Origin of the sequence: Paenibacillus sp. HGH0039 (genome assembly GCF_000411255.1) — a bacterium.
Taxonomy (GTDB): domain Bacteria; phylum Bacillota; class Bacilli; order Paenibacillales; family NBRC-103111; genus Paenibacillus_F.
Window position 1 is genome coordinate 16,195 of the sequence record NZ_KE150415.1, and the last position, 11,716, is coordinate 27,910.

Sequence of the window (11,716 nt, forward strand, 5' to 3'; positions counted from 1 at the left end):
TCGCCTTCTCACCCTTGTTGAACTCTTTGTAAAAGGCAATTCAAGTATCACAACTAAATTTACACAACATGCATGGACGTGTCAATCCGCAAATCCGGCCGCTAAAATGAAAAAACCGGACGTCCGCGGGGACATCCGGTTGTATGCTCAGTTCTATCGGCTATGCCTGGTTGTTGCCTTCATCATCCGGTTTATCCGGATTGAGTTTGGTCCGTTCAGGCGTTTCGGTTTTCAGTTCGATTTCAGGTGCAGGTTCCGGCTTAACGCTGTCATCCTGTCCTTGGATCGTAACTTTTATATCCTCATTGCCCGAAATCTGACCTTTCTCAAGAAGCTCCACGATCTGTTCCTTATCGAGCGTTTCTCTTTCGAGAAGCGTTTGAGCGACAAGATGAACTTTGTCCTTATGAGTATTCAGGATCTGCTTCGCCCGGTCGTAGCACTCCCGGATGATCAGCTGCATTTCCTGATCGATCTCATAAGCGATCGCATCGCTGTAGTTCTGCTCATGACCGATATCGCGGCCCAGGAACACTTGGCCTTGGCTGCTGCCGAACTGCATAGGGCCGAGCTTGTCGCTCATACCGAATTCCATGACCATCTTGCGAACGATTCCGGTCGCTTTCTGGAAGTCGCTGTATGCTCCTGTCGCGATCTCGCCGATGAAGATTTCTTCGGCAACGCGACCGCCAAGAAGTCCGGTGACCTTGTCGAGCAGCTCGTTCTTGGTCTGCATCATCCGATCTTCGCCTTCTTTAGGAAGCATCATCACGTAACCGCCTGCGCGGCCGCGTGGAACGATCGTTACTTTATGAACCATGTCCGCATTCTCGGCATAGTAACCGATAATGGCGTGACCGGATTCATGGTAAGCTACCGTACGCTTCTCGCGCTCGCTGATTACGCGGCTTTTCTTCTGCGTACCTACGATAACACGGTCGAAAGCTTCTTCGATCTCGGCCATCGAGATATCTTTGCGGTTGCGGCGCGCTGCGATAAGCGCCGCTTCGTTAAGCAAGTTCTCCAAGTCGGCACCCGTAAAGCCGGTGGTGTAACGCGCGATGGAGTCCAATCTTACGTCCTTGGCCAGCGGCTTGTTGCGCGCGTGAACCTTGAGGACCGCTTCGCGGCCTTTCACATCCGGACGATCAACCGTAATTTGACGGTCGAAACGTCCCGGACGGAGAAGCGCCGGGTCCAAAATGTCCGGACGGTTGGTAGCCGCGACGATGATGATTCCCTCATTCGCTCCGAATCCGTCCATCTCGACGAGCAACTGGTTGAGCGTCTGCTCGCGCTCGTCGTGTCCGCCTCCGAGGCCTGCGCCCCGCTGACGGCCGACGGCGTCGATCTCGTCGATAAAGATAATACAAGGCGCGTTCTTCTTCGCATTCTCGAAGAGATCCCGTACACGGGAAGCACCGACACCGACGAACATTTCCACGAAGTCGGAACCGGAGATGGAGAAGAACGGAACTCCCGCTTCACCCGCAACAGCACGGGCAAGCAAGGTTTTACCGGTCCCCGGAGGACCGTTGAGCAGCACGCCTTTCGGAATGCGGGCTCCTACTGCAGAGAATTTGCGCGGATCTTTAAGGAATTCGACGACTTCGACCAATTCCTGTTTCTCTTCGTCCGCGCCGGCCACGTCTTCGAACGTGACGCGCTTTTTCTCTTCATTATATAAGCGTGCACGGCTCTTGCCGAAATTCATGACTTTGCCGCCGCCGCCCTGAGCCTGGTTCATCAAGAAGAAGAACAGGACGAAGATGATCACAAACGGAATAATGGACGTCAGGAACGAAATCCAAACGCTGTCGCCTTCCATTTTCAGATACTCTTCTTGAACCCCCGCTGTTTCGATCAGCTCTACTACACGTGAATCAAATGGACCACGGGTAACGAATGTAGATTTATCCGCCGCCTTAGGATTCTTGTATTGCCCGTTGATCAGGTACGTGCCCCCGTCGACTTTAATTTGAAGCTTCTCGACGTTCTTGGACGTTAATTCCTGCCGGAACTGGTTGTAGGTAATCGCTTCTTTTTGATCGTTCTGCGTACTAATGAAATGCACAATACCGACTGTTACCAGGAAAATCAATAAATAAAAACCGGTATTCCGGATAAAGCGATTCATCCGCTACCTCCTCTCAAACGACACACTTTTTATATTTTACCACAGCATGTCTTAGCATCACAACAAAGCCGGCCGTGGGACATACCCGGGTGTTCTTAAGAAGAGTAAATCTCTGGTTTCAGAACACCGATGTAAGGAAGATTGCGGTATTTCTCGGCATAATCAAGCCCGTAGCCTACGATAAACGCATCCGGAATTTCAAAACCGGCATAATCGGGCTGCAGATCGACGGACCGTCTGGCAGGTTTGTTGAACAGAGTAACCACAGACACGGACTGGGCATTTCTTCTCTCAAGCACGTCAATGAGGTAGCTCAGGGTCAAACCGCTGTCGATAATATCTTCGACGATCAGTACGTGACGTCCTTCTACGGACACGTCCAAATCTTTAATGATTTTGACGACGCCCGACGACTTGGTCGATTGTCCATAGCTGGATACCGCCATAAAATCAAGCTCAAGCGGAATCGTAACCTGCTTCACGAGGTCCGCCATGAAAATAAAAGCTCCTTTAAGCACACAAATCACAAGCGGATTGCGGCCTTCGAAGTCTTTGGATATCTGGGCTCCAAGCTCCTGTACCTTAGCTTGAATTTGTTCCTCCGAGTAAAAAACTTCTTGAATGTCGTTAAACAAGGATGCTCCCCCTACTTAATAATATGAAAACTGTGACAAATCATTCTCCAAGGCCGTTTCCCTCAGTCACCGGGGGCTCAATCCGGATGTGCAGCCAACGTACGGTTCCCGGTCCGACAAGCGCATGGCGGGAACGACGAACGCCCGGTATCCACAGAACCCTTCCTTCTGCATCCATAAGCAGCGGAAGCCGGTCTCTGCGGCTGGGCGGTATTTTGGCATCCATGAGAATATCTTTTACTTTTTTGGTGCCGTTTAAACCAAACACGTCCAAACGATCCCCGGCTTGCCGGTTTCTCACCGACAACGGCATCCGAAGGGCATCAAGGTCAAACCAAGCCTCGTCTGGGCAGGGTGCCGGAATATCGGCGCCGCCGACTCCATCCCGCTCCTCCGCCGTAAAACCAAAGGTCATTCCGGCTTCCGGAATAGGCAGAAACGGCTGCTGCAAGTCCACTTGATGCAAAAAAGCCGCATCCCCCGACCTGGCTGATGTCTCGGATCGAAAACAGATACGTTCGTACTCACGAATCAAGGCAATACGTCCGTCGATTGGCCATGTGAGATTGGAGGGACTGTCCTGCACAATTGCCGTACGAATCGCCTCTAATCTTGCATAATCGACGTTTTCCTCTTGAAAAGCGAGATAATTTAATATTAGTTTAATCACACGCCTTTGTAAAGCGACGTGCAAGTGAACAAAATCACCCCGATCCAAGCTCGCTGCACCCGCCTCGTCCTTGACGACGGAAGCATACACGCTGTCAGCTTCGTGTTCCATATAATCGTTCTCGGCCGTCATGATTTCACCCAGCCGGTTCAAGGACTCCGGAAGCTGATCGTTATATTGGCGCAAATAAGGCATCGCATCCAGCCGTATCCGGTTCCGGAAATACTTCCGCGAATCGTTGCTGCTGTCCCGGCAGTAAGCGAGCCCCAGGAAATCACAATAACTAATTACCTCTTTCTTGTATATACGAAGCATAGGCCGGACGAGTTCCACTTTTTTTTCGGCTCGCCGCTCGGGTATTCCCGTTAATCCTCCGGGCCCGGTGCCCCGTAAAATCCGCATCAGAATCGTCTCGGCCTGGTCGTCCGCGTGATGGGCGAGCGCGATTTTGCTTGCTCCATACTTGCGAGCCGTCTCAAAAAGGAACTCATACCGTTTCCGCCGCGCCGCGACCTGAGAGTTCAAGGCTGTTTCTTCTATATAAGCAGGCACATCAATAAAAGCCGACTCGCAGGGCAATCCGAGACGCTCCGCAAAGGAAGCCACAAATGCCGCTTCACGGTCGGACTCTTCCCCTCTGAATCGGTGATTGACATGCGCTACGATGAGGCGCCAATTCCTTGAACCCGACAGCCCGTCCAGCAAATGAAGAAGCGCAACCGAATCCGGTCCTCCCGACACGGCTACAACGACGGTATCGCCCGCTTCCAGCAGCTTCTCTTCGGCGATACGGCTCTCGACGGCCGCACGGACCCGGAATCCCGGGTCCAATCCTTTGCTGCCGGGCTCCCTATGGTTAGCCTCTCTCGGCTGCCGCTTCCCTTCCATGATTGTTTCCCCGCTTTCCGTCAACTGCTGCAGCACCCTGTTAATCGGCCCTTGTAAAGAAAGGGCCGAAGTCTTGACCTTTTTTCAGTCCAGATAAAAGTAAACGATCGTTCCCAGCAAAACAATCAAGGATATCGTCAAAAACAGAACAATCCCGGGGGCTTCTTTGCGTTCGGCCGGGACTTTGATGCCGCGCGCCTTCTTGGCTTGTTCCCTCCATACGGCAAGCGCTTCTTCGGAAGAAGCAAACCGGTTATTCAGAGCCTTCAGCAAAAAAGGAGCCAAGCCTTTCATCCGCTCGCTGCTTTTGACGATATCCTCAAGCATGGAGATATTCCGGTTCTGTGGAAGCTCCTGCAGGGCGGGGCGGAACGCGTCGCGTTCATCCAGTGTTTTGATGATCAGAACGGCGAACGAAAACAAATCGTAGCTCTCCTCCGCAACCCGTTCTCCCGCACACCAGTAGCCGCGGTCAAAAATCTCCGTAAACTGCTTAACCGCACGTCCCTTGGCCGTCATGCCGCCGAAATCTATCAACTCCACGCTTCCATGCTCCGTAAGAACGAGATTGTCGGATTTCAGATCTCCGTAGATAAACCCGCTGCGGTGCAGCTCCGTAAGCTTTTTAAGCAGATTCGATCCGATCACGTAAATCCAGTCCTTGCCGTAGGTCCGTATGTATTTCGATAAAGAAAGACCTTGTATGTAAGGCATGATAAAAAACGACAAGCGGCGTCCCTCGAATTCCGCATCGTCGGCATCCAGCAAAAATCGGCTGAACGACGTATCCGTTTTGGAAAGGGACTGCAGGGCGTTTACTTCGAACTGATGGTCGAGAGGATCGTATCCGATCTTCATCGCATACCGGCGCTCGCCTCTGCGTACAAGCAGCACTTGGCCGTTCGCTCCCGAACCCAGCCCGCGCACAACCGTATAAGTTCTGCCGTTCCAGATCCCCTTGAGGGTCGTACCGAGCGGCAGGGCGGGCTCATACGACGTAGTCACGCAGCATCCCGTCCTCATCGTCTGAATAGATAGGTTTACCCGATACGTACGCCGCCACTTTCAGCATGGCAGGTCCGGTAGGGGTGGTGCCCTTCATGTTTAATTTATAGAACATCTTATCCAGATTTGCAAGATTTGACGTCCAGCCCGAATCCATTTCCACATCAGGATCACCGTCATGCCGTCCCGGAAAATGAAAAACCGACAGTTCGCTTGTTCCGCTCCGCGCCTTGAGACTCAGCAGCAGATCGGAGATGGCCTCACGCACCGCCGCCATCTTCGGCTTCATGCTGGCGCTGGCATCCACCAGCAGCGCGACGCGGAGGGAACCGCTCTCCGCAAGCTCGTCTATGACGCGCACGACCTCGGAGCGCTGTGCAGGAGGCAGCTCGGTCATGTCCCCGCTGCCGAGTATGCTCTGCAGCTCCCGGCTGACCGCCTGCTGCACCGTCTGCGTCACGGTCTTGCGCGTCATCATCTGCACGGTCTGCGACAGCTGCTGCGGGGTTGCGATCCGGCTCATGCCGCCTCCGGCTTTCGCAATCTCGCGGATTTCCTCGGCACCGAGCAGGCCGAGCTCGCCCTGGTCAACGACACCGATCACGTTGACGGTAATGCCTTCCGCGCGGGCTTCCGCCGCAGCGGCCGCCGGGCTGATTCCGACGTTCGAACAGCCGTCGGTGATTAGTAGGATCTGTTTCATCTCTTCCGCCTCCAACCTATGAATGTTCTTACTAGTTTCGCCAAGTCTGCGAGATTCTAATCATAGGGGGGAAAAATTAGAGGCTGGTCGCCCGGTCGATCGAGTGGCGGGACCTTTTCAAGAAAAAGCAGCGGGGCACCCGTTAGGATACTCCGCTGCACGGCTGCATTTGTCGAATTTCAGCATTCGGCCTCCTTTCAATTCATAAACTGGCAGGTCACCGTTCTATCGTTATCGGGGCGCTCAGCTCACCACCTTCGGCCGCTCGATCCGGTTAACGCCTGGCCAGCGGAAAGTTGCCCATTCCGGCTGATGCTTCTCGACACGCGCCGCGACCACGGTCATGTCGTCGATAATCTCCCCGTGGTGGCAGCGCATAACACGATCAAGCAGTCTATCGGCAAAGTCCTGAGGAATGTCCGTATCGATTTCCTGAATCACCCGCTTCATCCAGATTTCTTTGTTGACCGCATGCCCGGGTGCGTCGTAAATGCCGTCAGTCATCATAATCAGCAGGTCGCCGTGCTGAAGAGATCGCGACAGCAAGTCCACTTCGATGTCCTGCAGAATGCCGACCGGCAGGTTGTTAGCCATCACCGGAATCACTTCGCTGCCTCTTTTAATGAAGCTCGGTGTGGACCCGATTTTCATAAAGGTCGTCTCTGCGCTGTACAAATCAATTAGAGCCATATCCACCGTCGCATACACTTCGTCGGAAGAACGCAGAAGCAGAACGGAGTTGACCGATTTGATCGCGATTTTCTCGTCCATGCCCGATTGAAGAAGCTGCTGCAAAATAGTAAGCGCAGCCGAGCTTTCCGCCCTGGCCCTCTCGCCGTTGCCCATTCCGTCGCTCAGCGCCACGACGAATTTGCCATTGCCCAGCTCCGCTACGGAAAAACTGTCCCCGGACAGCAGTTCTCCGCCTTTGGCTGCTCCCGCGATTCCCGTTTCCACTTCGAATTCTTTGGCCGAGCCGAACAATACCGTGCTGTAGCCTTCACCCCTCGGGAGCATTTCCTCATTTTTCACCGCAATATGTTCCCCGAGAATTTCACTTAACAGAGGCGCTATGATTTTGCGGCACTCATCGAAGCCTTTTGTATATTGGTGGATGATCTCGATCTCCACGTTACCTTCGTCCAGCGAAATAACATCAATGCTGTGTATGGAAAGCCCGAGATCCTCCAGCGCCTGACGAATCTGCTCCTCCTGCAGAAAGAGTTCCTGGCCCTCCCGCTTGATCTCCTTCGCCAAATCCTCCATGACCTGGGACACACCGCTTAATTGATCCGCCACAATCTGACGGCTGTCCGAAATCTGCTTTTTCCAGTGCATATCATTCTGATACTTCGCATACTGGTTTTTCATAACATCCAGTACCTGATCCGGCTTCGTACAGGCCTGCCTCCAGTCTATCGGAATCTGCTTCCGCGAGAAATTCGGATTCAGCTCGATTTCCGTCATCATGCTCGTCATAAACTGATACGTTTGATAGAAACGCTGGTCCCAACAGCGGACCCGCTTCGGGCACATCTGGCAGGTCTGGCAGGAAACGGCCTCCATGAAATGGCTGATCTCCTCTTCCTTAGGTACCGGCTGGCTCTCGACCGTAAGCTGTTTGAAACTCCGGGCCAACTGCATAAACACCTGTGAAAACTGCTCGACCCGGCCGGCCGTAATATCCCTGACGCGTTTGGCGTAATCCTGCTGGGATTTGAGGTTCTCCTGGGTACCCGGCACGTATTTGGCCAGCGTCTGGAGAACGCTCTTGGGTGTGAGCAGGAAAAGCGCTACCGCCGCAACGGATTCCCAGGTGGAGTTCATGACTTCCCCCTGCGTCCCGATATAAATGGAGAGGATCGACGAGCCGAGCAGCATGCCGAAGGCTACCGCCATCCGTCTGCCTTCCTTCAGCAGGCCCGCCAGCATGCCCGAAAAGGCCAGCAAACTCATCTGGTAAATCGCATTGGTATTGGCGAGACTTAAGATAAGACCCGTCACCACACCGACCGAGGCTCCGAACGGCGCTCCGCCCACCAGTGCGAATAACAGAATCAGGTAACGGGAGACAACGTGCTCGACCGTAACCGGTCCGAGCGTCCAGCCCACGGTGCCGGTCATCATGGACGCCAGCAGAATGATCAGACAAATGATCTCCTCATGCTTGAGCTGATAATTTTTGCGGGTCAGCGTGAAGACGGGGACCGCTTGTACAAAAATAAGCGTAAGCACCAGACTCAGCACCGATTCCACTCCTGTCATTGTCAAGGAGTACCAGGAGAGGTCCGAGCTGACCAAGTGAGCGAACATCTGCACGAGCAGCGTTGTGATGAAGACGAGCACCGGCGCCAGGGAGATATCCGAGCGCTCGTATTTCTCCAATCCTTTCTGGATGAGGAGAAACACGATCATCTCGGTCAGGATAAACCCGCTCTGAGGTTGTACGGCCAGTAAACTTCCGGCAAATAGAAACACACCTGTCCATAGAAGCAAATCACGGCGCTGGAAATACATGACCGCAAAAAAAGCTATCGAAAACGGAGCAAGCTCCTCAAGGATCATGGCTCTCCCCAGCAGAAAGGCCATCAGCAGGAGCAGGATAGACCATTTCTTGGCTACAAACGATTGAATGAGTCTGTTTTCCGCCACTCTGCCCTGAGCTGCCGATTTCGTCCGCTGCACCGCGCCTGCCCATTGCAGACCGATGGAAAGTGCACCATTTCGTTTTTCCATGTTCAGACACCACCATTTCTCTTAGTGGTGTTTATTATAGGTGGGTTCTATCATAGATTTTGTCACAATGAGTTACTAGAGTTTAAGAAATTTCCGACAAAAAAAGGGGGCCTGTCAGGTCGGCGCGAATGCCTACCCCATGGGGGCTTGGCTTCTCCCTTCCGAACAACCGTTCCGAAGCGGCGGGAGCTTGTCTCCGGTAAATGGGATGCGTATGCGGTAAGGTTGTGTCGATTCCCCGAATAACCGCATGTTAATCGACGCAAAAAAACCACATCCGCCGAAACGGAATGTGGTTGTAAATTTGTGTAAATAGTAGAGCGAGGAACAATTAGTCGCGGCGTCCGCCACGTCCGCCACGCTTGGAGTCCTGCTTCTTCAGCGAAGAAATGCGCTCTTCACTGTCCTTGAGGAAACGGTTCATCTTGTCTTCGAAAGACAATTTGCCGGGTGCGTTACGGAAGCCGCCACCGCGTCCGCCGCGGTCTCCACGGTTACCGAATCCGCCACGATCTCCGGAACGAGGGGAGTCGAACTTGCCATTGCCTTGTCTTTCAGGGCGAGCAGGTTCAGCGGGCTTTTCAATCGTCTGCTTGATGGATAAGCCGATTTTCCCGTCCTTGTCCACGTTGATGACCTTGACCAGAACCTTGTCTTCCAGCTTGAGATGGTCGTTGACATCCTTCACGTAGTTGTCGGCAATCTCCGAGATATGCACCAATCCGGTGACACCTTGTTCAAGCTCGACAAATGCCCCAAAGTGAGTGATCCCGGTCACTCTTCCTTCTAATTTGCTGCCCACTTCTATTGCCATAAAATACAATGTTCCTCCCTTAAATTGTTCAAAAGAATGGCTATGCCGATTATACCCCATTGCTGAATAGACGGTCAACATGGAGAAAAGCCCAAATAATCCGATTTTACGGATTTTGTGATTTGGACGTCGGTATAAAAAAACGCGTTTCTCCTTCGCGGGCATAATTCAACTCGCTGCGGATGACTTGCTCCAAATACTCAGGGTCGTGCAAACGGGCAATCTCCTGCTGAAGGTCCGCTTTACGCTTCTGTTCATCGGTTAACTCCTGTTTGATCTGCTGCATTTCTGCACGCTTCTCGCTGATCTTGCCATGTTGTCCCCAGAATGTAACTCCCGCCCACGTCAGAAAACCGAGCAGAATGACGGCGGCAATACGGAATCTGCGGCGCGTGCCTTTGCTATTCGATTTAGGTTGCGTCTGCGTTGATTTGGGTGGAACAGGCATTAATCTCTGAGCCTCCTGATCGTGCAGGGCCATATACAGTTCGACCCATGCCTGGTTACTTACCCTTGCGGAACCACTTCTGAAACAGCTGCTTTAAAAAATTTACCCACCGCAGCACTCGGGCAGGTACCCGTAAATGCTTGTACAGGGGACGTGTCAGCCAAAGCAGCAGTTTCCACATAGGGTAAACCAATTGTACCACAACTCGGAACAGGAACATAGCCAGCGCCGCCAAAAAGCCCAGCAGCACCCAGGCCAGCTTGTATAACCCGATCGCAGGCTTGATAAAGAGCAGCGTAAACATTCGCCTGAAAAAGCGGAGGAGCCATTTAACGGCCCGGATCAGGACCGCAATAACCTTACGGACGGTACGACTCAGCGTCATCATGTAAACCAGCAGGCCGATAATTAACCCGACAAAGACGAAGAATCGGACTTGTCCCTGATTGCTGTGCACGAGCGTCCCGAACACGCAGACGGTCGCCGTAATCCAGTAAACCACATCCGCAAGCGGGAAAGTCCAGCGCGGCAGCCGCAGCTGCACGAACACCACCCGGAAGGCGTCGTAGAGCATCCCTAGCCCCATCCCGCTGACGAACATGAACCACAAGGTTATAAACTGGACGTTCAGTGTCACTTGAACAGCTTACCCAGAAATCCCTTGTTTTTCTCCGGGGAATTTGCGTCCACATAAGACAAGGCGTTGACGTATCCTTCTATCGCCACCAGTCCCTGCTCCAGACTCAAATTCTTGATATGCAGATTCTGGCCCTTAATGAGCAGAAACCCGCAGTCCGTCTCCAGCAAAAATTCCTCACTGTCAAAGCTCTCCACATTCTTCACCCCGGAGATCTCGAGCAGCTTGCGGTTGAGCATTTTCACTTCCTGCCGTTTGGTCTTTCCGGCCTCCATCATGGCGAGTCCCCCCTACAGCTTTTCCTACCACTACGATATGGGGGGATGTCCGTTTTTAGAACACCCGGAAACACGTAAAAAAGAGGCCTAAGTCGGCATAAGCCGCCTTTCAGCCTCTTGGTTATCCGTTATTCGCTTCTTCCCGCAGAAGCGTGTACATATGAGCCGCATCCTCTTTACGAGTCGACTCCGTCAGCTGTTCCACGCGAACGGTCACTTTCTTCTGCCCGAATTGAATGGTAAGCTCGTCGCCTACTTTCAACGTCGAGCTCGGTTTCGCATCCCGCCCGTTGATCCAGACACGCCCCTGATCGGAGACGTCTTTGGCCACCGTACGGCGTTTGATCAGCCGGGATACTTTTAAAAACTTGTCGAGTCTCATTATTTTACGGCTTCTTTAAGCTTGTTGCCCGCTTTAAAAGCAGGAACATTCGATTCCGGAATAGAAATTTCTTGACCGGTTTGCGGGTTGCGGCCCGTACGTCCGGAGCGTTTGCGGGTTTCGAATGTACCGAAGCCGATCAGCTGAACTTTATCTCCTGTGGACAGCGCGTCCGTAATTTCACCGAGGAAAGAGTTAAGGACGGTTTCCACGTCTTTCTTGGTGAGTCCGCTCTTTGTGGAAATGTTGTTGATCAGATCTGTTTTGTTCATGATTCGAATACCTCCTAAAGTGAATGACAATGTGTAGCTGGTTTTGAATCTCACAGGAAAGCCGCTTCCGAAACTAAGTATTCTTGCTCAGCTTGGGAAATCCTGCTGAAA

Annotated in this window: 12 protein-coding genes; all 12 read right to left on the reverse strand. The window is 52.8% G+C overall.

Annotation, left to right across the window (positions count from 1 at the left end; all coding sequences use genetic code 11):
* Window positions 1-160: 160 nt before the first annotated feature.
* The gene (gene ftsH, locus HMPREF1207_RS28160; RefSeq protein WP_009671883.1) at window positions 161-2,137 is read right to left on the reverse strand and encodes an ATP-dependent zinc metalloprotease FtsH; all 1,977 of its coding nucleotides are present in this window, start codon (window positions 2,135-2,137) and stop codon (window positions 161-163) included.
* A gap of 95 nt (window positions 2,138-2,232) precedes the next feature.
* Window positions 2,233-2,772 carry a hypoxanthine phosphoribosyltransferase gene (hpt, locus tag HMPREF1207_RS28165; RefSeq protein ID WP_009671909.1) on the reverse strand — a complete coding sequence of 180 codons (540 nt, stop codon included), beginning with the start codon at window positions 2,770-2,772 and terminating at the stop codon, window positions 2,233-2,235.
* Between the two features lie 40 nt (window positions 2,773-2,812).
* Entirely contained in the window at window positions 2,813-4,330 is a 1,518-nt protein-coding gene (tilS, locus tag HMPREF1207_RS28170) for a tRNA lysidine(34) synthetase TilS (RefSeq protein WP_016424265.1), read from the reverse strand.
* 84 nt (window positions 4,331-4,414) lie between these two features.
* Entirely contained in the window at window positions 4,415-5,335 is a 921-nt protein-coding gene (locus HMPREF1207_RS28175) for a protein kinase domain-containing protein (RefSeq protein ID WP_009671868.1), read from the reverse strand.
* Entirely contained in the window at window positions 5,319-6,038 is a 720-nt protein-coding gene (locus HMPREF1207_RS28180) for a vWA domain-containing protein (RefSeq protein WP_009671875.1), read from the reverse strand. The genes HMPREF1207_RS28175 and HMPREF1207_RS28180 overlap by 17 nt, the downstream gene beginning before the upstream one ends.
* Before the next feature lie 243 nt (window positions 6,039-6,281).
* Window positions 6,282-8,774 carry a stage II sporulation protein E gene (gene spoIIE, locus HMPREF1207_RS28185; RefSeq protein ID WP_009671896.1) on the reverse strand — a complete coding sequence of 831 codons (2,493 nt, stop codon included), beginning with the start codon at window positions 8,772-8,774 and terminating at the stop codon, window positions 6,282-6,284.
* Window positions 8,775-9,105: 331 nt separating this feature from the next.
* Window positions 9,106-9,588, reverse strand: a complete 483-nt coding sequence (locus tag HMPREF1207_RS28190; protein WP_016424266.1) for a S1 domain-containing RNA-binding protein — start codon at window positions 9,586-9,588, stop codon at window positions 9,106-9,108.
* A 106-nt stretch (window positions 9,589-9,694) separates the two neighbouring features.
* Entirely contained in the window at window positions 9,695-10,036 is a 342-nt protein-coding gene (locus tag HMPREF1207_RS28195) for an FtsB family cell division protein (protein WP_009671876.1), read from the reverse strand.
* 55 nt (window positions 10,037-10,091) lie between these two features.
* Window positions 10,092-10,673 carry a spore cortex biosynthesis protein YabQ gene (yabQ, locus tag HMPREF1207_RS28200; protein ID WP_009671858.1) on the reverse strand — a complete coding sequence of 194 codons (582 nt, stop codon included), beginning with the start codon at window positions 10,671-10,673 and terminating at the stop codon, window positions 10,092-10,094.
* Window positions 10,670-10,951 (reverse strand): sporulation protein YabP, encoded by a 282-nt coding sequence (gene yabP, locus HMPREF1207_RS28205; protein ID WP_009671862.1) that lies wholly within the window; start codon window positions 10,949-10,951, stop codon window positions 10,670-10,672. Before yabP ends, yabQ begins: the two co-directional genes overlap by 4 nt.
* Window positions 10,952-11,072: 121 nt before the next feature.
* Window positions 11,073-11,333, reverse strand: coding sequence for an RNA-binding S4 domain-containing protein (locus HMPREF1207_RS28210; protein WP_009671920.1), 261 nt, complete (start codon window positions 11,331-11,333; stop codon window positions 11,073-11,075).
* Window positions 11,333-11,605, reverse strand: a complete 273-nt coding sequence (locus tag HMPREF1207_RS28215) for an HU family DNA-binding protein (RefSeq protein ID WP_009671911.1) — start codon at window positions 11,603-11,605, stop codon at window positions 11,333-11,335. The genes HMPREF1207_RS28210 and HMPREF1207_RS28215 overlap by 1 nt, the downstream gene beginning before the upstream one ends.
* Window positions 11,606-11,716: the final 111 nt, after the last annotated feature.